Raw genomic sequence first — 21,186 nt, forward strand, 5'->3', positions numbered from 1 at the left:
TCACAAGGAAACAAAGGCATGTACCATTTACTTTCTTCCGGGCGATGTCGTTTGTTGCGCGGGGCCACCAACTTACTTTGTGCGGCAGGTCTGTTTATTGCTGCAGGGGCTTCAGCAGCACAATTGCCACCACCCATTGAGGTTCCTGAGGTAATTAAGAATTACCAGGGTACCCAGGATTGTTTTCCAGGCGTTATCTATGATCCCTCATCGGTAGCAGAGGTTCAGGATATTGTACGCAATGCCGCTGCGCAGGGGCGTAAGGTAATGGCGGGTACTCGCCGATTTAACAGCCAGATTGATGCTGCCTGTGCAGGAAATGGTGAAGTTCAGGTCACCTTAAAAAATATGGATCAGGTGATTAGCCTGGATAAGGAAAACCGCCTGGTGACCGTTCAGGCAGGAATGCGCTTTAACGACCTGACGGCCTACCTGCGAGAGCATGAGCTAAGCGTTCCTATGGTGACAGAACTAGCCATATTTACAATTGGCGGCATGCTCGGTAGCGGCACTCACGGTTCAACTTTTACACAAAAAAGCAACATGATCTCAGACTATGTCACTGAGCTAAAAATTGTCGATGGCAAGGGAGATCTGCGTGTATTGAGTGGGGAGATGCTCAACGCCGCCCGAGTAAACCTCGGAGTCCTCGGCATAGTGGTGGAAGTCACTATTGAGGCTGAACCCGGTTATAAAGTTCAGGCCAAGGTGAAAGGGCACCGGGATGATGAAGACCTTGAGAGTGTGATACTGGATCTGGCCCGGGATAATCACTCAGCCAATGTTGCCTGGTTCCCCGGACTCGGTCGTTATACGGTAACCACCTATAATAAAGTTCCCCTGGATACCAAAGGCAATGCCTATAATGCCCAGGCGGATGTCTCTGATTTCTCTGAATACCTTTTCGGTCTTATTTTTGACAGCTTACATGAAGCTGACAGCTCTGCCTTGCAGTGCTTTGCAGCGTCCTTGCGTTATACCGCACGCTCCAGTTCTTATTTCAGGGATGTAGATAGCGGCTTTAAGAAGTTTATTAAGCCGACTGGTCATGCGGATCTGATGCAGCACTTTGTTTGTAAGGAGCCTAACAACTGCGTATGGGATAAACTACCGATTGCCCTGCAGGAAGTTGCCATTCCCTTTGAGGAGCTGCCTAACTGGATTGCGGATGTACGTCAGATTATCGCACACAGTGAGCGAACCTGCTTCCCGTTGAATGGTATCTATTTCCGTTTTGGCAAGGCTTCTGATAGCTACCTGGGCATGAGCGCCGGCCGCGATACTGCGTTTGTGGGTATTGAATATACCTTGCGCCAGCGTGGCGAAGCAGTGCCCAAGAACTACTTCGTAAACCTGGAAATTGAGCAGATGTCTCTGCGCAAGTATGGAGCCAGACCCCATTGGGGTAAGAACTCGGTGGCGATCTTCGAAAATATGCCGTCGCGTTTCCCCAAGTGGTCTCAGTTCCTGGATGCCAAGGCTGAACTGGATCCAAACAACGTATTTACTAATCCCTTCTGGGAGAGGGTGAGCGGGCAAGATCCTTTGGAAAATTACCTGACCCCGGAATGTAATGCGGAAGGCCAATGTTATTGCACGAATGACTCTCATTGTGAGTCAGGCGCAACCTGCCAGGCGGGCAACTGGTATTCTGATGCCCGTATCTGTAAGGCCGAGTAGCCGCTGATACTAAGGCTGTATTAATTGCTAAGGGGGAGCATTTAATGCTCCCCCTTTCTTTAATCATCCAAATCGACTAACGATTATTCTTCCCTGGCTATATGTTCTTTTATGAGCTGGCTAAATTGCTCCGGATTTTCCAGCGGTAGCATATGGTTTTCTGAAAGAACTTCAATTAGCTTGGCGCTGGAGATGTGGATGGCTGCAGATTTAGATACTATTCGAAAAAGAGATCTGGTATCGCTGCCAAAGGCAATAGTGGTTGGAATCTGGATTCTCGAAAGGTGGGTTTTATCCAGAGAGGGCTGTTCAGATTGATTCAATTGTAGGGGTAGGGTATGGGTATTTTCCAGTTGTTGGCTGCGGTGATTTTGCGACTGGGAAGAAAAATACCCGATCTTATTACCGGACCCGTCAATTAGGGACTCTACTGCCACTTCGAGATTCCCATCAGAAACGGCCTGGAACACCTTGCCAAACATGGCCTCGGCATCCTGCATATACTTAGCCATCTCTTCATTATCCAGGTGTCCCGGATATCCTGGTTCATACAGAAATAGGCTTTTAAACAGGGTAGGAGACTTAATCGCAGCATTCAAGGCCACATCGGCTCCATAAGACCAGGCTGCAAGATGCACGGGCTTACTGGTCTTCTCCTTAATAAATGAATTAAGATCCTCGGCATGGGTATCAATTCCAAAGTTGCCATTTGAATCTTGTCCATTTACACCAAAATGTCTCTGGGTAAAATTAACCACAGTGAATTCTTTGGGTAGGAGCTGGATGTGCGGTTCCCACATCCTCTCATCTGCAAGGGCGCCATGAAGGAGTATCAAGGTGTCTTTAGGTTTTTTCTGGGATTGATCCATTTTTTGAGTATTGTTATTGGTTTCTGAATTGTTTGTCATGACATTTAGGGCATCGATAGACCTTGGGGCTTCTTATATTTCGAGGCAACTTATTTTTTGTAAAGCTTGATTAGCATTAGGAACCCGATAGCTGCTAGGTTTACCCCAATACCCCAAGGCCTATCACTGAAAATGGCCATGGAATAATTGGCTCCCAGGCTGAAAAAGTAATTACCTCCGTGTGAGGAGTACATGAAAGCAAGGGATATTCCTGTTCCAATTTTATACATCAAGATTGGTGAGGAAAGCCATGGAACCTGGAGGAGAAAAGCGCGTGAAAGCTGTTTGGTATTTGAAGCGGATTTAGAAAATTGCAGTCCGGCATAGAGTGTATATATAAAGACAGTAAGGGCCAGGCCATTCACAATAGCCCCACCTATAGTCCAGCTACTGAAAGCAAAGAAATAATTCAGGGCTGAGACACAGCCCATAAAACCACCTCCGATAGAGGCAATGAGTAACGTCGATCTAATAAAAGTTTGCACTTGTCTTATCCTGCGGGTTTTATAAAAGGTGTAGTTTTCTAGTCGTAGGTATTTTTGCTATTTAAATTTTCATATGTTTATATCCCGCTGGGTTTGGGCAGTAAGTGAATGAGCGGATTTCTAGGTCGCTACAAATGGTGGGTGCCGGGGTATGATTCGACTTAGGTGTTTACTTGAGGGGAGCGCCTGGTTATTCCTCAGGCGCTTAAAGCGAAGTAAGATATGAACTTGCCAGCTTCGCAGGAGAGCAATTCTCTCTTACTGTCCCTTCTTTTCCAGTAACTGATCCAGTGGTAGTTCTGTTCGGTAGCGTACCTGTTTGAGGGAGAAGCTACTCTTAATATGATCAATGCCCGGTAGCTCGGTGAGCTTCTTGTCCAAGAACTCCTGGTAGGCCTGTAGATTGGGGACCACGACTCGGAGCAAGTAGTCGAAGTCTCCCGTCATTAAGTAGCATTCCATCACTTCCGGCCATTGGCCTATTACGGATTCAAAATCCTGTAATTCTTTTTTGACCTGGTGGTTGAGGGTAACCTGGATAAAGACGCTCACCGGCAGTCCTACTTTTTCCGGCTCCAGTAAGGTCACGGCACGCTTGATAAAGCCTTGTTCATTCAGGTTCTTGACTCGGCGCGAGCATGGGGAAGGGGAGAGGCAGACTTTTTCTGCCAGTTCAATATTGGGAATAGTGGCGTCCTGTTGAAGAATTTCCAGGATCTTTTTATCGATGGCATCCAGTAAATAGGCCATGGTTTTTTCCGTATCTCATCTTTCTGAACGTATACCGGGTTTCCGGCAGTCTCACTTTCAATCTGGCAAACCGGGTAACCTTCCCGTCTATTCATGTCTCCAGTAAACGGTTGGTTTTTATGAACCGATAGTGTGAATTACCTGTTAGCTTCAGTCTTCGAGCTAAGCGTGGTAAAGCCTTTGCCGTAGCGTTGCTGTGAAACGGTTTTGTCTTTGTTATAAATACTCACTCTTACCTACATCCCATGTAGCGACCAACTTAGCTGCTTTCGTCACACACCCGGTTGCTGTAGCTCTCGGGAGGTATCGGTAGACAGTAGCCCGGGTATTCAGCGCTCAAATGTGGTGGCACATCTGGGCCCTTCCTCTTCGATAGATCCTCCAAAATGTGGCATTTTGAGTGATTTGTTGCCATCAGTTGGCGATCTTTAGCGAGTTGTGTCCGTATTATGCCCTAGTCAGGCCTATTTTGGTATGACCTGCCCAGGCGGCCGATGTTAATTTTAGCGGCTAATCAAAAGCTCTGGTTTGCCTTCAAACTGCTTTACGTCCGCTGAGTTGAAACAAGTGGCCTGCAGATCCTAAGCACCCAGTAGCGAGAAAAGCAATAAAGAATACACAGGTGGTACCCATGGCAATGGTCGAAGGCGATCAGGAGCTTGGCTTTGATACGGAGTATTCCCTTAAAGCCGCATTTACTCGTGAATCTGGCCGGGTCTTTCTGACTGGTATTGACGCACTGGTGCGCCTGCCCTTGATGCAGAAGCGCATGGATGAATTGGCCGGCCTCAACACCGCTGGCTTTATCTCCGGCTATCGCGGTTCTCCCCTCGGCGGCTACGATCAGGCCCTGTGGCGCCACAAGAAGCTGCTGGCAGGGCACGATATCCATTTTGAGCCTGGTATCAATGAAGATCTGGGGGCTACTAATATCTGGGGCACCCAGCTGGTCGATCATTACCGCAAACAGGCAACACGCGATGGGGTCTTTTCGATCTGGTATGGCAAGGGCCACGGCGTAGATCGCACTGCAGACGTATTCCGTCAGGCAAATATTCAGGGTACGGCCAAACTCGGTGGTGTATTGGCCCTGTGTGGCGATGATCACACGGCTGAATCTTCCATGTTCTCTCACAATACCGACCAGATTTTTGAGTCGGTGATGATGCCGCTAATCTTTCCGGCCTCAATCGATGAATATTTGACACTCGGGCTTGCCGGTATCGCCTTATCCCGCTTTTCCGGTTTGTGGGTGGGCTTCAAGACAATTACTGAAACCGTAGAAGCTGGAGCCTCCCTGGCTGTGCCCGGTTTGCCTCAGTTTGTAACTCCCGCAGACTTTCCTGTTCCAGCGCATGGCCTGAATTATGACCCGCACCTCAACTGGCCGGCGGAGCGCTTGGAGTATGAACGTCGTATGTTGCAGGAGCGTCTGCCGGCGGCCCAGGCCTTTGCCTATGCAAATCGCCTGGACAAAACCACCCATAAAGCTGAACACAAACGCTTCGGAATTATCACTGTCGGTAAGGCCCACGGTGATTTGCTGGAAGCTCTGCAACTGCTCAATTTGAGCGAAGAAGATTTGAACAGAGCGGGCATTTCTATCTTTAAGGTCGCAATGTCCTGGCCTTTGGAGCCCAAGGGCATTGGTGAGTTTGCCGATGGCATGGAACGCCTTTTGGTCGTCGAAGAAAAGCGTCCATTGGTGGAAGATCAGCTTAAAAACCTGCTTTACGGCTGGGAGGATGGACGCCGGCCGAAAGTGATCGGTAAGAAAGACCTGAATGGCGATGATCTGCTGCCCGCTATTTGGGGATTTGGGCCAGATCAGGTAGCCAAGGCGATTGCCCGTTGGCTGTCAGATACTGATCTGGCAGAGACACTGATTCCTCTGGCTGAGAAGCTGGGTGGGAATGTACCAACTAAAGCCTGCGGTTTGCTTGCGCGGGAACCGATATTTTGTGCTGGCTGCCCGCATAATACTTCCACTAAGTTGCCAGAGGGCAGCCTGGGTAGTGCCGGTATCGGTTGCCACATTATGGCGCTGGGTAAAGGCCTGCGCACCGATACTTATTCCCATATGGGGGGTGAGGGTGCCCATTGGGTGGGCCTGCACCGTTTCTCCAGTGCCGAGCATATTTTCCAGAATATGGGTGATGGCACCTACAATCACTCCGGCTTGCTTGCTATTCGTCAAGCTGTGGCCAGCAAAGTCAATATTACCTACAAAATCCTGCTCAACGATGCGGTAGCCATGACCGGCGGCCAGCCCGCTGATGGTGAGGTGAACGCGCCAAGCCTGGCCGCCCAGCTGTTGGCAGAGGGCGTCGGGGAAGTGGTTTTATTGAGCGAAAACCCGGACCACTGGCACGAGCATCGCAACTTGTTACCGGCCCGGATAGAAGTACTGGATCGCTCAGAGCTGGATGCAGTTCAACGTCGCCTTCGTGAGACTCCCGGTGTCACTGCGATTATTTATGAACAGGTGTGTGCAGCGGAAAAACGCCGTCGCCGCAAGAAAAAGCAGATGGTTGATCCTGCCCAAAGGCTGCTGATTAACCAGCGGGTGTGTGAGGGCTGTGGGGATTGCAGTGTGCAATCCAGCTGTATTGCAGTGGAGCCACTGGAGACACCTTTTGGGCGCAAGCGCCAGATTAACCAGTCCAGCTGTAACAAGGATATGCGCTGTGCCGATGGTTTCTGTCCGAGCTTTGTGACTGTAGAGGGCGGTGAATTGAAAAAGCCACGGGTACAGTCGCTGGCCGAATCCCTGGATTCTGCCATCGCCGAATTACCGGCGGCCCCAGCTGCAGATTTACAGCAGCCACTTAGTATTCTGGTTGCAGGAATTGGTGGCAGTGGTGTACTCACCGTGGCGGCCTTACTGGGAATGGCAGCGCACCTTGAAGATAAAGGCAGCACCACCCTGTATTTCACTGGATTGTCACAGAAAAACGGTGCGGTAGTAGCCCATGTAAAAGTGGGCGCTCGCCCTGAGTCAATTACCACTGCACGAATTCGCGATGGCGCAGCTGAATTATTACTCGGCTGCGATATGGTGACGGCCGCAGGCCAGCGCCCCAAATTTGCCACCGGAAAGATGCGAGCGCTAGTTAATACTGCAGAAGTGCCGGTAGCTGCTTTCGTTCGCAATAATGAGCTGGCATTTCCGGCGGATACCACCCAAGAGAGTATTGAGTCCCTGTGCGCTGAGTATTTTGCCTTCGATGCAAATAAATACGCTCAGGCCCTTTTTGGGGATACTGTTGCCAGTAATCTAATGATTATGGGGTTTGCCTGCCAGAAGGGCCTGCTGCCTATCGGTGAAGCAGCTTTGGAGCGGGCCATCCAGTTAAACGGCGTCGCGGTGGAAAGTAACCTGCGGGCGTTCCGTGCAGGGCGCCTGCTGGCGACTGACCCAAGGGCAATTGAAAAACTGGCGGTTCCAGCGCAGCCAGTAAAAATGATTGAGCCCCAAGAGAGTGTTCAGCAGCTGATCGCCCGTTTGGCAGGTGAATTGAGTGAGTACCAAAATGCAGCTTATGCCCATCAATTCACCCGCCGTATTAAGCAGTTACATCAGGCGGAGCTGTCTCTGCAGGGCACATCCGGAGAGTTGACCCGGGCTGCGGCTAATAGCCTCTACAAGGCCATGGCCTATAAAGATGAATACGAAGTGGCGCGCCTCTACAGTGGCGACGATTTCCAGCGGCAGCTGCGCGAGACTTTCACCGGCGATTACACCCTGAAGTTCCATATGGCGCCGCCATTGCTGGCCAGGCCAGATGCCAGTGGCACAGTGCGAAAAATGCAGTTTGGTCCCTGGATGGGTAAGTTGATGCCATTATTGGCACGGGGCAAGGTACTGCGCGGTACCTTTATGGATATATTTGGCTACTCTGGGGAACGTCGCGCAGAGCGCGACTGGGCACACCAGGTGGCCCTGGCCGTAGAGGGAGTAGCAGCTCAACTCAGAGCAGACAATATTGCCACTGCGCAGGAGCTGCTAGAAATCCCGCTCAAGGTGCGTGGTTATGGTCATGTGCGTGAGCAGAAGTTTGCCTTGGTAAAAGAGCGTTGGCAGGAGCTGTTTGGGCTGTTTGTGGATGGAGATCAGGTTTCGGTGGTGGCATCCTGATAGCCCGGATCTTTCTCTGGCTATATTAACCTGGGCGGAAGGGGATCAATCGGTTGAGTAATAAACCGCTGATCCCCGTGATGGCTACCGGGGCAGCCACTGCAGAAAAGCACAGGCAGTCCTGGTCCTGGGTGGCAATTGGGCGGTGTATCTGGCCAGGTTCGCGATATACAAAATCTCCCGGCCCATAAATCCCATTGTGGTCAGAGAAGCTGCCGTTTAGAACCACTGCAAACTCTGGCCCCCTGTGGTCGTGTTCTGGCAGCTTGGCTCCCCTGCGTAGACGGTGAAAGGCGACTTCATACTCTCTTTGCCCGGTCCTCACCCGACACACTTCTAAATTGCGAGAAGCTTTTCTCCACTTGCTGCTGGGGTTTTTTTCCAGCAACTTGTTCAATACTTTTGGTAAATGTTCCATTGCCGGGACCTGCTTGATTGATAAGTCTGGTTGTCTAGCAGGTTTTTCCAGATCGGTAATCTTTTCCTGGGTCTGGTCGATACGTGCAATTAAGCATTCGAAAGCCTTGGACTTCAGGGGTTGAGCGGGGCTTTGGTTTAGCAGGGAGCCACCCAGGCAATTGAGGCTGTGGTAGTGTGAGCGACAGTCCGCGCACATCTGGATGTGCGCGGCGACTACCAGGCTAGGTCCGCGTGCCAGGCTGCCGGCTGCGTATTCCAACAGTAAGTTATTATCGGGGTGGTGGCGAATCATACGGCGATCACCTGACAAATCGAGCTTGTAATTTCTTCATTGCCAGGCGCACGCGGGATTTCACCGTGCCCAGCGGTAGGCGCAGCTCTTGTGATATTTCACTGTGGGATTTTCCCTCCATGTAGGCCTTTTCCAGGATATGGCTTTGTTCTGCTGGCAGTGCACTTAAACCGTCGGCAATATCCCGCTCATTGCGTTTATGTTGCAAGAAAAGCAGGGGCTGATTTTCCAGAGCCTCATCCCAGATGTCAGCGACATCTATATCGCCTTCCCGGTGCCGATGGCGCTGGTTGCGGCGCAGCATATCGATACGGCAATTGCGCATAATCGTATAGATCCAGGTGCTGGCAGAGGCCTTACTCTGGTCAAAGCTGGGTGACTTGTGCCATACCTTGAGCATTACCTCTTGCACCAATTCATCAGCTGCTTCGGTATTGAGTGCCTGGGTGCTACGGCTGTGGTGGAAGCCCTTAATCAGTGGAGCGAAGTGCCGAAAAACACGTTCAAATGCCTGCCTGTCACGCTGGGTACCGACCCGCGTGAGTAATGTACTCCAGTCATCTGCACAGTCCTGGGTGGCTCTCACTGCAATTCCATTGCTATTGAGTTTTTGTATCTGCGCCATCTTAGCGCTCTTTGCTGTATTGTCGATACTTACTACGCTCACTGGAAAGGTATGGATGTGGTTTTTTGAAATTTATTTTGTATCTTGCTTGTGATCCATCCTCAGTGGTTGGGCGTAGATTTAAGGGACAGAAGTGCGGGATATTGTGGAAGAGGCTATGAGCAGTCAAACGCTGGTAAAAGAACTTCAGACTTACTACCAAGATTTTTTGATGCGAGATCCAGCGGATTTATCTGCGATATATAGCGATGACGTTGTTTTTCGCGACCCACTATACCGAATTGAGGGGCTATCGGCGTTAAAAGCGCACTTTGGTGAAATGAGCCGGGGACTTACCCAGTGTCGCTTCCGCTTTGAAGAGGCATCCATTACCCATGAAAGTGCCTGCTTACCCTGGTATATGAACTACTCCCACCAATCCTTGAAAGGGGGGCGGCCGTTGCGATTGCGGGGCTGCAGCTTGGTGCGATTTTCGGATAAGGTATTTTATCACGAGGATTTTTACGACATGGGTGCAATGGTCTATGAGCAGGTGCCTCTGCTGGGTTCCCTGATTCGAAAAATCAAGTCGCGGCTGGGCCAGGGCTGACTGGTGGGTGAAATTCGTGATAAGACTGTATGGGTAACCGGCGCCAGCTCTGGTATTGGCCGTGCGCTGGCCCTGCGCCTTGCTCGGCACAATAACTTTGTAATTGCCTCCGCTCGCCGACGTGAGACATTGGTAGAGCTGCAAAAGTGCGCGCCCAGCCGCATCCAGATACTCGACTGTGATGTTGCTGACGATAATGCCATGGCGGCAGTTCCCGCCCGCCTTAATGAGTTTAGCGACCACTTGGATATGGTGATTGCCTGTGCGGGTACCTGCGAATATGACAATGATTTACAGCTTGAAAGTGCTATGTATCGACGGGTGTTTGATGCCAATTTCTTCGGTGTCATAAATACCTTGCGCATCGCTCTGCCACTGCTGAGTGTAAGCCCTGCCCCGATATTTGCCGCCCTCGGCAGTCTTTCATCGGTTGTCCCTTTTCCGCGTGCGGAGGCCTATGGTAGTTCAAAGGCTGCGCTCGATTATTTTCTGGCATCGGTGCGTGCCGATTCCTGCCATACAAACCTCAAAGTTGTATGTATTCGTCCCGGGTTTGTAGACACTCCACTGACGGCGCGTAACGATTTCGATATGCCTTTTCTAATCAGCCCGGAGCGGGCTGCAATATATATAGAGAGCGGCCTTTCAAAAGGAAAATCAGTAATCGATTTTCCCCGACGTTTGAGTTGGCCTTTACGATTTTTTGGCTTTTTTCGTTTTATTTGGTTTCGTTTTTGCACACCCAGGATAAGTAGGATTCGCACTTTAAGGAAGAATTGATGCGTATTGCCATTATTGGCAGCGGTATCGCCGGACTCACATCAGCTTACTTACTAAGCCGCAGATATGACATAACCCTCTTTGAGGAACAGGAACGCCTGGGCGGGCATACCGCTACTATCGACATACAGGAGGGTGAGCGCCAACTGGCAATTGATACTGGCTTTATTGTATTCAATGACTGGACTTACCCGAACTTTATTCGCTTGTTGGATGAACTCGGAGTTGAATCCCAACCAACTTCAATGGGATTCAGTGTGCGCTGTGATCGGGAGGGCTTTGAGTACGCTGGTAATAACCTGAATACGCTGTTTTCCCAACGCTCCAACATACTCAGTGCCGGCCACTGGCGAATGCTTTGGGATATTGTGCGATTTAACCGCGGCGCGTTACGTGATTGGCGAGAAGGGCGCTTGCACGATGGCCTGACCCTGGGCGAATACCTTCCTGCAAATGGTTATTCATCAGAGTTTGCCAATCGTTACCTGGTTCCTATGGGCTCTGCAATCTGGTCGGCTAGCGTGTCGCAGATGCTGGAATTTTCAGTCAGCTTTTTTGTACGCTTCTTTTTTAACCATGGCTTGCTCAATATAGTGCGCAGGCCTCAATGGCGGGTGATCAAGGGTGGGTCACGCTCCTACATAGATCCCCTGGCAGCACCTTATATCGACAGAATACGGCTCTCCACTAAGGTTTGTTCTGTGCGGCGTACAGAGCAAGGTGTGAAGTTATTAACTTCTGCCGGTGAACAACATTCTTTTGATGGGGTGATATTTGCCTGTCATTCTGACCAGGCTTTGCGATGCCTGGATGATGCTTCGGTTCGTGAGCAACAAGTCCTCTCAGCAATTCCCTATGCCTGTAACAAGGTAGTTTTGCATACAGATACCGCTCTGCTGCCGAAGCACAAGCTCAGCTGGTCTAGCTGGAATTACCGCTTACGCGCGGAGCAGGATCAGCTGCCAGTTCTCACCTACAACATGAATATCCTGCAAGGACTACAAACAGAAAAAACCTACTGCGTTACGCTGAATGCGGAAGAGCGAATTCAACAGGAGAAAATCCTGGCACGCTTCGAGTATGCCCATCCGCAATTCTCTGTTGCTGGCTCGCGGGCACAGCAGCAGTGGGCCAGTATCAATGGCGTAAACCGTACTTGGTTTTGCGGCGCCTATTGGGCCAATGGTTTTCATGAAGATGGTGTAAATAGCGCTTTGCGAGTGGCCGAAAGCCTGGGGGTTTGCTGGTGAAGGGGAAATTGTAGTGGAGAGTGCCATCTATACGGGCTGGGTACAGCATCGCCGTTTTTCACCTAGGCAGAATCAGTTTCGTTATAAAGTGTTTATGGTGTATCTGGACCTGGCGGAATTGGATAGCTTTTGTTCTCTTTCGCGGTGGTGGTCAACGCGGGGTTGGGCACCGGCGCGTTTTTGCAGGGAGGACTTCTTTGGTGATCCGGTTTTAAGTCTGGATGAGGCCGTGCGTCGTAGAGTGGAAGATGTTTGTGGAGAGCGTCCGCAGGGCCCTGTGCGTGTATTGGCTAATTGGCGTTATTTTGGCTACAACATGAATCCAATCACCATCTATTACTGTTTTGACGGAGAGGGCAATAAGGTACGCTGGCTTTTACTGGATGTGCACAATACGCCCTGGAATGAACGCCATAGTTATGTGTTGGATTGCCGCTCTGGAGCCCCGGTACAGAAAGTGGCATTTGCCAAAGCTTTCCACGTTTCCCCTTTTATGCCGATTACCCAGGGATACCGGTGGCGCAGTATCACTCCAGGAGATCGACTGACGGCTTATCTGCAGAATTTTGACACGAGTACCGAGGGAGAGAGTGAGCGCCCTCTATTTGATGCTGTACTGAGCTTGCGTCGCCGTGAAGTGAGTAGCGCGGTGCTCAATAGTATCCTGATCCAGTACCCATTCATGACCGCAAAGGTAATAGCCACAATTTATTGGCAGGCGCTGAAATTATGGATTAAGCGCACCCCCGTTTTTTCCCATCCGGGTAGTAAGCGTGGGACTCAGGGAGGAGAAGAGCAACTATGAAAGTCATACAACAGGACCAAAGGGAAGAGAGTACTTCTTTAGCGGGGCTATCAGAGTCATGGATGGTTCGCCTGGCCCGCAGGTTAGTGTTGAGTAAGATGCGGGTAATTGATAGGGGGCATTTGCTTATCGAGGAGGGAGTTAATAAATATCGATTTGGCCAACCTATAGATCAAGCCTGTGTTCGTGCACATATAAAGGTACTGGATGGCAGTGCATACGTACAGGTGTTACTCAATGGCACTATTGGTTCTGGTGAAGCCTACATGCAAGGGGACTGGACTTCACCGTGTCTTCTGAGTGTAATTCGTTTGATGGTCGATAACATGGATCTGATTGAGGATATGGACGGGCGTTGGAGTCAGTTACCACGAATGTTCCTGCGAGGTCTGCATCGATTAAACTCGAATAATCCTAACGGTTCGCGTAGGAATATTGCTGCACACTATGATCTGGGTAACGAATTTTTTCAGCTTTTCCTCGATAAGACCATGCTCTATTCATCGGCAATATTCCCCTCAGAGAAAACGCCGCTATTTGATGCCTCAGTACACAAAATGGGGCATATTTGCCAAAAATTACAGCTAGAGGCCAATGACCATCTACTTGAGATAGGAACCGGCTGGGGCGCAATGGCCATCTTTGCCGCAAAACACTATGGGTGCCGGGTAACTACTGCCACTATTTCTGAAGAGCAGTATGACTATGCCCAAAAGTGGGTACAAAAAGAGGGGCTGCAAGATAAAGTTTCTGTGCTCTTACAAGACTACCGTGATTTGCAGGGAAGTTTCGATAAATTGGTTTCTATTGAAATGGTGGAAGCGGTAGGGCATGAATACCATCGTAAGTTTTTTTCTACTTGCAGCCATTTGCTTAAAGATAATGGTTTGATGGTGATGCAGGCCATTACCATTCAGGATCAACGTTATCAGCAATATCGTAAAGAAGTGGATTTTATCCAGCGCTATATCTTCCCTGGTGGCTGCTTGCCATCAAACCAGGTGGTTGCTCACCATGTGGCGACAGCCACGGATATGCAGATGGTCGATCTGGAAGATATTACCATCCACTATGCACATACTATCCGCCACTGGCGCGAGGCTTTTTTGAAGCAGGTGGAAGCAATGCAAGCTCTTGGTTTTGATGAACGCTTTATTCGTATGTGGGAATTTTACCTGTGCTATTGCGAGGGTGGATTTATGCAGAGAGTGATCAGTGCCGCACAGTTTATTTTTGCCAAGCCGCGGTTTCTCGGTAGCTTTTAAAATGTGGCGATTTTTCGCCAATGCCATACTATTTGATATAGCATGGCCTCTCTGTGTGATTGTTGCCCGCCCCTGGATTGTAGTGCCTTTTACTCTGGTTAATTTGAGTATTCACCTGCTTTTCATAGCAAATCTGCGCAGGGAGCCCCTTTGGTTAGCGGGCATCTTTCTTTTCGGTGTGGGGGTGGACTCTGTGCTTTTCCATATTGGTGTGTTGCGCAATCTCAGTGGTAGCTCCTGGCCGCCGGTCTGGCTGATTTGTCTATGGTTGAACTTTGCTATGACACTGCGTTATAGCCTGGCAGTGCTGCAGCGTAATTTATGGCTGCCTGTCTTACTAGGTGGGATTTTTGGACCTTTCAGTTATTATACCGGCGCTTTACTAAACGGTACCGTGGAACTACACCGGCCCTTATGGCAGTCAGTTATGGTGCTGTCAGTACTATGGGCTGTGATGTTGCCGGTTTTTGTTCGGTTGGCACGTGCTCTGAATACGGCATCCAAATAGTTACTCTGTTGCCTCACTGATGGCCGGGCTAATCAAATATTTCTATGGGGTGAACTATGTTAGAGCTGCTGGCTGCCCTGGCGATATCAATGGCAGGCTGTGGCTATCAAGGCCAGACCTCTGCAACGGGCCTGGCATTCGATCCAGAAAGCCACAGCCTTGAATACTGTGAATATTATCTACCCGCTGAAAATGGCCAGGTACAGGTGCTGTATTTTTCAGCTCAAGGGCAATTGTTTGCTAAAAAGACATTACTGGATCATACCGGTAACCCTCATGGTGGCACGACTATGCCGGAAGTTATACAAACCGACCTTCGCCACGGGGAAGTACGTGAAGTGCGAAGGGAGCAGGGGCAATGGTTGATGCGCTACCGTAAGTCCGGCCAGACAGGTTGGAAGAGTGTAATGCGAGAGCGGGAAAGTATCGATGTGGTAGATGCTGGCTTTGATGTATATGTGCGTGAACACTGGCAGGCATTAGTGCGTGGTGACGTCCTCAAATTCAATTTTGCCTCTCCAATGCATGGGCGGGCAATCAAGCTGAGGGCGCGCAAAGTAGCCTGTAATCAAAACCAGCTGGAGAATACCTGTATCCGTGTGGACGTAGCCCAGCCATTGTTGCGACTGTTTGCCGGCGATCTCGACTTAGTTTATGACAAGGTCAGTCGTAAATTGCTTAGGTTTGAGGGGGTAGTTAATATTCTCGATTCAAGGGCACAGAGCCAACGCTTGAAAATCTTTTACCAGTACCAATCATTAGGCGGATCATTCTAAGTAAAAAGCAGCCGGGTTAATCATCTGTAATGATATATATAACTTAATCCTTGGAGTAGACCCTGCTCTAAGGTGTCACTATTTATTGGTTTAAGGGAGTGTGGCTAGAGAATGGATTTCAAGCAGGTTAGCTATTTTCTTGCGCTGGCAGATACGCTGAACTTTACTCGTGCCGCTGAGCAGTGCCATGTGTCGCAGCCAGCTTTAACCCAAGGTATTAAAAAGTTAGAAGAGGAACTCGGTGGGAATTTAGTACACCGTGAAGGCCGATATATTGAGTTGACAGAGCTAGGCCGTAGTTTACGGAGCAATTTTGAACAAATTGATCATACTCGGCAATTGGTCAACTTAACAGCCCGCGCAATTACAGCTGGGGAATCTGGTGAGCTAAATATTGGGATCATGTGTACCATTGGGCCGCAAGCTCTGGTGGGGATGTTGGGTCAATTTCGATTAAATAATCCTCAGATATCCGTGGTGATTCATGATGTCGCACCACCAGCTCTGGGAGAGCTATTGTTGACAGGTAATCTTGATGCAGTGTTTTGTCTGCCGCAAAGTGTGGCGCATTCACGAATACGCTTCCTGAAATTATTTCAGGAACCGCTGGTTTTGGCTTGTCCTCCAAACCATAATTTTTTAAGCCGAAAGTCTATCTCTATTTCTGATCTTGCCAATCAACCCTATGTTGAGCGTTTACATTGTGAATTCCGTCAGAAAGGCCAAGTGTTCAATAGCGAGCAGGATCTGGAGTTGGATATTGTATTTCGTAGCGAGCGAGAGGACTGGATTCAATGCTTGATTAGAGAGGGAGCAGGAGTCAGTGTGATTCCTCTTTACTCATTAATTAAGCCGGAGCTTGACTACCTCCCAATTACAGACCCACCATTATCTAGAACAGTAGGTCTTGCTACTACCAATAATTCTGTTTTGTCCCCAGCTCTTGAAAAATTTATTGCTGCTACATCTGGGTATGATTGGAGCTCTTTGGAAGCTAAGTGGTCAGATGATATTGTGAAGCTTTCTGCTGAGACTACTTAGCTTCTGGCAGCTTGAGTGGGGAAATCAGTGGCCGATAGAGATCCATAAAGACCATATCTTCTGTGGCATTGGCCATATGGCAGCCTGCGCAGGAAGAGATATCCATTGCTTCTGTACTGGCAGCATATGGGGGAGCATGGTGACCAAAGTTAAAATATCCCCATCCCCTGGACTCTGGAAATCTTGTTGAATCTTTTACAGACACGTCCATGCCGTTAACTTTTCCGGGAAAATAACCGCGACCGGAGGATTCGTAACGCGAACCATCGGCTTCTGTTGCTTTTCCTCCGGTAAGTTGCAGCTCTTTTAACATGATCGTTCCTTCGGGCCATTTACCATGATCCCGATGGTATTGAAAGGCTTCTGGTTGGACATAAACATTATGGTATTCTGGAAAGCTGGCATTGCCCCCGTTTAGTCCATTTGGGGTTATTGGCGAACCAATAAATACCCAGCGGCGAAACTCTTTTGGTTGAATTAACTCCAGTTTATTATCATCTGCCCACTCTGGTTCAATAATAATGTGCTCATAACTATTGGCAAATATTGCAGGGGAGTTTTTATAGTCCTCGCTTGCCGAAGTTATTGAAGAGTAAATAATCGCAGCCACAAAGACTACCTTTTTCAATATGCCGTATTCCATTCTTAGTATCCTTCAACCATTTTCAGGTGTATCACCAATGGATTTTGTGAATCCATCAATTAACTGTGAATATATGGGAGAGTTTAAAAAATGCCCAATAAGCATATGAAAAGTATTAATAAGTGATGCTTATAGTTTGAGAGACTTTTCCCAAGTGTATTTTCTTATGTAGCCAATACGAAAGTGGACGGTCTACCGCGTATGATAAGTTCTACCCTCCGAATGCTTGCTCCTGGAATTAAGGTGAGGTCCGGGTTTTCCTGTCTGCAGGGTCACACTTTTCTCCTCTTTTAGTGCTTCCTCGCTGGCGCCAACTTCAACTGAGAGCTAAACCTAAAGTAGAAATACGTGACAGCACCTCTGTCTCTAAGCACTAGCTGGAAGGGGTATCCGATGAATACTGGTATTACCGCCACTGCTGGACTCTGTATAACACTTCTTATTGGCTGTGCCGCCCAGCCGGAGCAGGTGCCTGGTGCTGGAGGAATTGTGATCGACACCTGGGGTGTCAACATGAATCAATACCAAATGGATCTTTCCGAGTGTAAGGGGATTGCCTACTCCACCTATAGCGATCAGGGCCGACGAGGCTTGGCCGGAGCCGCTGGAGGCGCAGTAGTAGGTGGGGCGCTTGGAGCTATTGTGGGTGATAGTAGCCGAGCCGCAGCAGCAGGAGCTGGTGCCGGAGCACTGGTTGGCGGTCTCTCCGGTGCGGGGAGTGCTGGGGCTGAGGCTGACCAGATCATCAAGAATTGTCTGCGCGGCCGAGGTTACCGCGTACTGAACTAAGTTCTATCACAGGAATTAGCCAGGTTTTCTCGTAGGTCCTCTGAAATTCAGCAACCTCACAGGACTTGGCTTGGGCCGGGAATATCCCGGCTCTTTTTTGTTTGGATGAGCACTGGTTTTCTGTGGTGGGAACCTGAATCAGGTTAACAGTAACGGGAGTACCTTATGCCGGAGAACAGTACCATCAATGCTTATGCAGTAATGGAAGCCGGCGGTCCCTTTCAGCCCTATCAGATAGAGTTGGGTGAGTTGGGCGCGACGGAAGTTGAGCTGGACGTACTCTATTGTGGCGTTTGCCACAGTGACCTAAGTATGATTGATGATGAATGGGGAGTATCCAAATACCCTATGGTTGCGGGCCATGAAGTCATTGGTCGAGTCGTAGCGGCGGGGAGGCAAGCTAGCCATTTTAAGCCTGGCATGGTAGTGGGATTGGGTTGGAATTCTGGTTATTGTGAGACCTGCCACTCATGCCGTTTGGGTAACCACAACCTTTGTGCTGAAGCGCGCTTTACCATTCTGACTAATGGCGGCTTTGCAGATAAGGTCAGGGCTGACATGTGCAGTCTTGTGATTATTCCTGAGGACATCGACTATGTCTCTGCGGGCCCTTTATTGTGTGGTGGAATTACAGTATTCAACCCATTAGTGCAGTTCAATATCAAGCCTACTGATAAAGTTGCAGTAATTGGCATTGGTGGACTAGGGCATTTGGCGCTCATGTTCCTTAATGCCTGGGGTTGTGAAGTAACCGCTTTTACCTCCAGTGAGCATAAAAGAAAAGAAGCACTATCATTGGGGGCCCATAAAACCCTCAACTCCCGTGATCCTGATGAGATCAAGTCTGCTTCAATGAGCTTTGACTTCATTATCTCTACAGTAAATGTCAATCTGGAGTGGGATCTTTATTTGCAAGCGCTAAAGCCTAAGGGGCGTTTACACTTTGTCGGTGCCATTGTAAATCCAATACAGTTTACACTCTTCCCAATGATATTTGGCCAGCGCTCCATCTCCGCATCTCCGGTAGGTAGCCCAGCTACCATGGAAACCATGCTCGACTTTGTCGCTCATCATCAAATCAGGCCCCAGGTGGAAATATTTCCCATGAGCCAGATTGAAGAAGCGTTCAAGCACCTGAAATCTGGCAAGTCTAAGTATCGGATTGTGTTGTCTGGAGAGGGATAGAGTACAGCTGGATAGCTGTAATCAAGTGCTTTCTCTGTATGGGTCGATATATTGACCATTAAATATGGGGTTTTTTACTGATGCTTTTCATCGATGGAGGTGTGCAGCCCCTAGTAGACTAGCTTCTGTTTAAACCGCGTGTCCAAATTAAGAATTAACGCAACTAAATTAGCTGCTGCTGGTTTTTGCGCGGGTAAAGAAAACGGTGGGATTAGGGCAGGCTCATTTTATATTTTTATTCTCTGCATAAATAGCTTTTTTGCCTTGATAAGTTTTGTAAAATCTCAGGTGAGCTTCATAAGAAAAGGTGTCTGATCTTGCTTTATAATCCTTGATCCAGCGTGTCAGCATATCAAGATTTGAATCCTGTGCCTCTTTGGATTCGTACTTATGTGGCTCCCAGGGTCTATTCCTGGCATTTTCTATACACTGTTCTATGCTGAGATCCATAAATATTATTTCTGTGGATTCTTCTACTAGAAGTTCAAGTAAATCGGTGTAGCATCCTTCTACCACCCAGTTTTCATTTTCCCTTAGAAAAACCTCTATCTTAACTCGGGATTCTTCTAAAGGCATTCTCTGGGGAGGGGAGGTGGGTAGCCATGCCAAAACATCCAAATCCAAATGAGCTAATCCTTTGTTATTTGAAAGGTGCTTAGCTAAGGTCGATTTGCCGGAACCAGAGTTTCCAAAAATTAATATTTTGCTCAATTGAAAATTCTATCTCTGTGATGAATAGGGTATTAAAAGGTAGGATCTTTAATGTATATGCTATCAGTAAGTATTGATTAAGGCCACCAGTAGTTGCTCTTTCAAGTGCACAGATAGTAACAATAAAGCACTGGCCGATCTATACATCGGCCAGTGCTAATATCTAAGTATTGCCTTTCCTGTGCCAGAATTAATCAGCTTTATGGTTGTACAACTGTTGCTATAGGGTATTTCTAGCCAGAACTCCCTTGGTCATAGCTAAATGCTCATGCTGAAGATTATAGTTGATTCCGTTGTTTGGTGAGAAGCCATAATGCTCTGCAAGTGCTGTCACTAGTACGTAGGTATAGAAGTCGCATATTGATGTGTCGCCACTAAACTTATCTGCTGCTTTTAATAGATCTTGTTTGTTTTCAGTCAGTTGCTGACCAGTTTTTTGAAACTTCATATAATCACGTGTATCACTATACATCCAGGCAATGATAATCGTGTTTCCCACGGCTGTTGGTGCAAAAAGCCCCACCACGTTAGAGGCGATCGCCAAAAAATCTCGCCGGATCATTTTATAGTATTCCCTCCAGGATGTGTTCTGTGAGGCCAGATTACTTCTCAAGCCTTTAAGTGCGATAATTGTTGCCACAACTCCATTGATCTTTGATGAAATATCATTGACGGATGACGCTAACGAAGAGGCTGAAATTGCAAAATTAATACGCCTATCTTTTTTAAGAGCATTGTTTTTATCGATTTCTTTATCTATTTCTTTCGTGAGGAACGCCGTAGAACATAACCGCTGATAATCCACTGCAGCGATCCTAAAGCGGTCTCGTAAGTTATCTAGTTGTGCAATTTGGCTGGCAGGTACTCTCGAAGTCAGGTATTCCCTGAGAAAGGAGTGGATGGCCAGGATGCAGCTCGCTTCACTGTTAAGGTCATTCCAATAAACTTGTCCATCCGCAGATCGCTCTCGACCAGATTTATAGTTATTGGCGACATCCTTATTAATAATTTTGGTCCAGGCGTCATAGCCTTTGGAGCAAAATTCAATCATCTCTTCTATTTTGGTATTAGTGAAAACGTCTGCACCCATGATTAGTCCCTTTGTCAGGTGGAGAATTTAAAGTGGAAGTCGGCACTCAGTTATATATGATGTTCTGGAAGGCCAGTTATGATGAGCAGCATAGGAGTAGTACCATAATTTGACTCCTATATGTCTTAGCCTTAAGACGGTTTAAAGGCTAACGTGGTTTCTCATGGGAATAGCCAAGGCCCGATAATCAGCTTCTACATTACCATACTTCCCTGATAAACCTATTACTCGCAGGCACATCCCAATAGTGCAGCTGATTTTCTATATTTCTTTGCCTTAGATAAATTGGTTTACATAAACTAACCTTCATTGAGCATGGCGTAAGTTGGTACTTGAATACAAAAATCGATTGGCAGATTTTTTGTACGATCGTACGGAATGTGTCTGCTACTCTATTCATTAAGCCAGAAGGCCAGTAGTATTTTCTAATGGATCTTTTACTGGCAGTTGGGTTTA

Annotated in this window: 20 protein-coding genes; 13 read left to right on the forward strand and 7 right to left on the reverse strand. The window is 48.4% G+C overall.

From position 1 onward, the window contains the following. Positions 1–18 precede the first annotated feature (18 nt). Complete coding sequence (locus ACJJJB_RS05825; protein WP_282950944.1) at positions 19–1,680, forward strand: D-arabinono-1,4-lactone oxidase; 1,662 nt, start codon at positions 19–21, stop codon at positions 1,678–1,680. Between the two features lie 83 nt (positions 1,681–1,763). Here ACJJJB_RS05825 and ACJJJB_RS05830 read toward each other — a convergent pair whose 3' ends face one another. Next, positions 1,764–2,588, reverse strand: a complete 825-nt coding sequence (locus ACJJJB_RS05830; RefSeq protein ID WP_445365875.1) for an alpha/beta fold hydrolase — start codon at positions 2,586–2,588, stop codon at positions 1,764–1,766. A gap of 192 nt (positions 2,589–2,780) precedes the next feature. Here ACJJJB_RS05830 and ACJJJB_RS05835 point away from each other — a divergent pair, with 192 nt between their 5' ends. Further along, the gene (locus ACJJJB_RS05835) at positions 2,781–2,915 is read left to right on the forward strand and encodes a hypothetical protein (RefSeq protein WP_445365876.1); all 135 of its coding nucleotides are present in this window, start codon (positions 2,781–2,783) and stop codon (positions 2,913–2,915) included. Positions 2,916–3,331: 416 nt separating this feature from the next. Here the strand turns inward: ACJJJB_RS05835 and ACJJJB_RS05840 are convergent, their stop codons facing one another. Then, entirely contained in the window at positions 3,332–3,823 is a 492-nt protein-coding gene (locus ACJJJB_RS05840; RefSeq protein WP_020414988.1) for an Lrp/AsnC family transcriptional regulator, read from the reverse strand. Between the two features lie 631 nt (positions 3,824–4,454). On the opposite strand from ACJJJB_RS05840, the gene ACJJJB_RS05845 reads away from it, so the two are divergent. Next, positions 4,455–7,961, forward strand: coding sequence for an indolepyruvate ferredoxin oxidoreductase family protein (locus tag ACJJJB_RS05845; protein WP_445365877.1), 3,507 nt, complete (start codon positions 4,455–4,457; stop codon positions 7,959–7,961). A gap of 25 nt (positions 7,962–7,986) precedes the next feature. Here the strand turns inward: ACJJJB_RS05845 and ACJJJB_RS05850 are convergent, their stop codons facing one another. Together ACJJJB_RS05850 and ACJJJB_RS05855 are read right to left on the reverse strand one after the other, a co-directional pair. Further along, positions 7,987–8,673, reverse strand: coding sequence for a ChrR family anti-sigma-E factor (locus ACJJJB_RS05850; protein WP_020414990.1), 687 nt, complete (start codon positions 8,671–8,673; stop codon positions 7,987–7,989). A 7-nt stretch (positions 8,674–8,680) separates the two neighbouring features. Further along, complete coding sequence (locus ACJJJB_RS05855; protein WP_445365878.1) at positions 8,681–9,298, reverse strand: sigma-70 family RNA polymerase sigma factor; 618 nt, start codon at positions 9,296–9,298, stop codon at positions 8,681–8,683. 157 nt (positions 9,299–9,455) lie between these two features. Between ACJJJB_RS05855 and ACJJJB_RS05860 the strand changes: the two genes are divergently transcribed. The 8 genes from ACJJJB_RS05860 to ACJJJB_RS05895 all read left to right on the forward strand — a co-directional run bounded on the left by ACJJJB_RS05860 (position 9,456) and on the right by ACJJJB_RS05895 (position 16,312). Beyond that, positions 9,456–9,887, forward strand: a complete 432-nt coding sequence (locus tag ACJJJB_RS05860; RefSeq protein ID WP_040629362.1) for a nuclear transport factor 2 family protein — start codon at positions 9,456–9,458, stop codon at positions 9,885–9,887. A 3-nt stretch (positions 9,888–9,890) separates the two neighbouring features. Continuing rightward, complete coding sequence (locus tag ACJJJB_RS05865) at positions 9,891–10,667, forward strand: SDR family NAD(P)-dependent oxidoreductase (RefSeq protein ID WP_445365879.1); 777 nt, start codon at positions 9,891–9,893, stop codon at positions 10,665–10,667. Continuing rightward, entirely contained in the window at positions 10,667–11,917 is a 1,251-nt protein-coding gene (locus ACJJJB_RS05870; protein ID WP_353375169.1) for an NAD(P)/FAD-dependent oxidoreductase, read from the forward strand. The genes ACJJJB_RS05865 and ACJJJB_RS05870 overlap by 1 nt, the downstream gene beginning before the upstream one ends. 13 nt (positions 11,918–11,930) lie before the next feature. After that, entirely contained in the window at positions 11,931–12,722 is a 792-nt protein-coding gene (locus ACJJJB_RS05875) for a DUF1365 domain-containing protein (RefSeq protein ID WP_445365880.1), read from the forward strand. Then, positions 12,719–13,987 carry a class I SAM-dependent methyltransferase gene (locus tag ACJJJB_RS05880; RefSeq protein ID WP_445365881.1) on the forward strand — a complete coding sequence of 423 codons (1,269 nt, stop codon included), beginning with the start codon at positions 12,719–12,721 and terminating at the stop codon, positions 13,985–13,987. The genes ACJJJB_RS05875 and ACJJJB_RS05880 overlap by 4 nt, the downstream gene beginning before the upstream one ends. Before the next feature lies 1 nt (position 13,988). After that, entirely contained in the window at positions 13,989–14,495 is a 507-nt protein-coding gene (locus ACJJJB_RS05885) for a DUF2878 domain-containing protein (protein ID WP_353375170.1), read from the forward strand. Between the two features lie 56 nt (positions 14,496–14,551). Beyond that, positions 14,552–15,271, forward strand: a complete 720-nt coding sequence (locus tag ACJJJB_RS05890) for a hypothetical protein (protein ID WP_020414998.1) — start codon at positions 14,552–14,554, stop codon at positions 15,269–15,271. Between the two features lie 111 nt (positions 15,272–15,382). Continuing rightward, a complete protein-coding gene (locus ACJJJB_RS05895; protein WP_444945237.1) occupies positions 15,383–16,312 on the forward strand; it encodes a LysR family transcriptional regulator in 930 nt (309 codons plus the stop codon). Here the strand turns inward: ACJJJB_RS05895 and ACJJJB_RS05900 are convergent. Further along, complete coding sequence (locus tag ACJJJB_RS05900; RefSeq protein ID WP_445365882.1) at positions 16,305–16,955, reverse strand: cytochrome P460 family protein; 651 nt, start codon at positions 16,953–16,955, stop codon at positions 16,305–16,307. The genes ACJJJB_RS05895 and ACJJJB_RS05900 overlap by 8 nt on opposite strands. 393 nt (positions 16,956–17,348) lie before the next feature. Here ACJJJB_RS05900 and ACJJJB_RS05905 point away from each other — a divergent pair, with 393 nt between their 5' ends. Next, positions 17,349–17,744: a hypothetical protein gene (locus ACJJJB_RS05905; protein ID WP_020415001.1), complete on the forward strand. Its 396-nt coding sequence runs from the start codon at positions 17,349–17,351 to the stop codon at positions 17,742–17,744. A gap of 165 nt (positions 17,745–17,909) precedes the next feature. Then, positions 17,910–18,929 (forward strand): NADPH-dependent aldehyde reductase Ahr, encoded by a 1,020-nt coding sequence (ahr, locus tag ACJJJB_RS05910; RefSeq protein WP_020415002.1) that lies wholly within the window; start codon positions 17,910–17,912, stop codon positions 18,927–18,929. Positions 18,930–19,151: 222 nt separating this feature from the next. On the opposite strand, the gene ACJJJB_RS05915 is transcribed toward ahr, so the two are convergent. Next, positions 19,152–19,640 (reverse strand): AAA family ATPase, encoded by a 489-nt coding sequence (locus tag ACJJJB_RS05915; RefSeq protein ID WP_020415003.1) that lies wholly within the window; start codon positions 19,638–19,640, stop codon positions 19,152–19,154. A gap of 220 nt (positions 19,641–19,860) precedes the next feature. Beyond that, entirely contained in the window at positions 19,861–20,730 is an 870-nt protein-coding gene (locus ACJJJB_RS05920) for a hypothetical protein (protein ID WP_444945235.1), read from the reverse strand. Positions 20,731–21,186: the final 456 nt, after the last annotated feature.

This window comes from Microbulbifer variabilis, assembly GCF_052468405.1.

Bases quoted from the DNA above. Each gene is read 5' to 3' on its own strand.
- ACJJJB_RS05825 (WP_282950944.1), top strand. From the start codon at position 19: ATGTACCATTTACTTTCTTCCGGGCGATGTCGTTTGTTGCGCGGGGCC.
- ACJJJB_RS05830 (WP_445365875.1), bottom strand. From the start codon at position 2,588: ATGACAAACAATTCAGAAACCAATAACAATACTCAAAAAATGGATCAA.
- ACJJJB_RS05835 (WP_445365876.1), top strand. From the start codon at position 2,781: ATGAAAGCAAGGGATATTCCTGTTCCAATTTTATACATCAAGATTGGT.
- ACJJJB_RS05840 (WP_020414988.1), bottom strand. From the start codon at position 3,823: ATGGCCTATTTACTGGATGCCATCGATAAAAAGATCCTGGAAATTCTT.
- ACJJJB_RS05845 (WP_445365877.1), top strand. From the start codon at position 4,455: ATGGCAATGGTCGAAGGCGATCAGGAGCTTGGCTTTGATACGGAGTAT.
- ACJJJB_RS05850 (WP_020414990.1), bottom strand. From the start codon at position 8,673: ATGATTCGCCACCACCCCGATAATAACTTACTGTTGGAATACGCAGCC.
- ACJJJB_RS05855 (WP_445365878.1), bottom strand. From the start codon at position 9,298: ATGGCGCAGATACAAAAACTCAATAGCAATGGAATTGCAGTGAGAGCC.
- ACJJJB_RS05860 (WP_040629362.1), top strand. From the start codon at position 9,456: ATGAGCAGTCAAACGCTGGTAAAAGAACTTCAGACTTACTACCAAGAT.
- ACJJJB_RS05870 (WP_353375169.1), top strand. From the start codon at position 10,667: ATGCGTATTGCCATTATTGGCAGCGGTATCGCCGGACTCACATCAGCT.
- ACJJJB_RS05880 (WP_445365881.1), top strand. From the start codon at position 12,719: ATGAAAGTCATACAACAGGACCAAAGGGAAGAGAGTACTTCTTTAGCG.
- ACJJJB_RS05885 (WP_353375170.1), top strand. From the start codon at position 13,989: ATGTGGCGATTTTTCGCCAATGCCATACTATTTGATATAGCATGGCCT.
- ACJJJB_RS05890 (WP_020414998.1), top strand. From the start codon at position 14,552: ATGTTAGAGCTGCTGGCTGCCCTGGCGATATCAATGGCAGGCTGTGGC.
- ACJJJB_RS05895 (WP_444945237.1), top strand. From the start codon at position 15,383: ATGGATTTCAAGCAGGTTAGCTATTTTCTTGCGCTGGCAGATACGCTG.
- ACJJJB_RS05900 (WP_445365882.1), bottom strand. From the start codon at position 16,955: ATGGAATACGGCATATTGAAAAAGGTAGTCTTTGTGGCTGCGATTATT.
- ACJJJB_RS05905 (WP_020415001.1), top strand. From the start codon at position 17,349: ATGAATACTGGTATTACCGCCACTGCTGGACTCTGTATAACACTTCTT.
- ahr (WP_020415002.1), top strand. From the start codon at position 17,910: ATGCCGGAGAACAGTACCATCAATGCTTATGCAGTAATGGAAGCCGGC.
- ACJJJB_RS05920 (WP_444945235.1), bottom strand. From the start codon at position 20,730: ATGGGTGCAGACGTTTTCACTAATACCAAAATAGAAGAGATGATTGAA.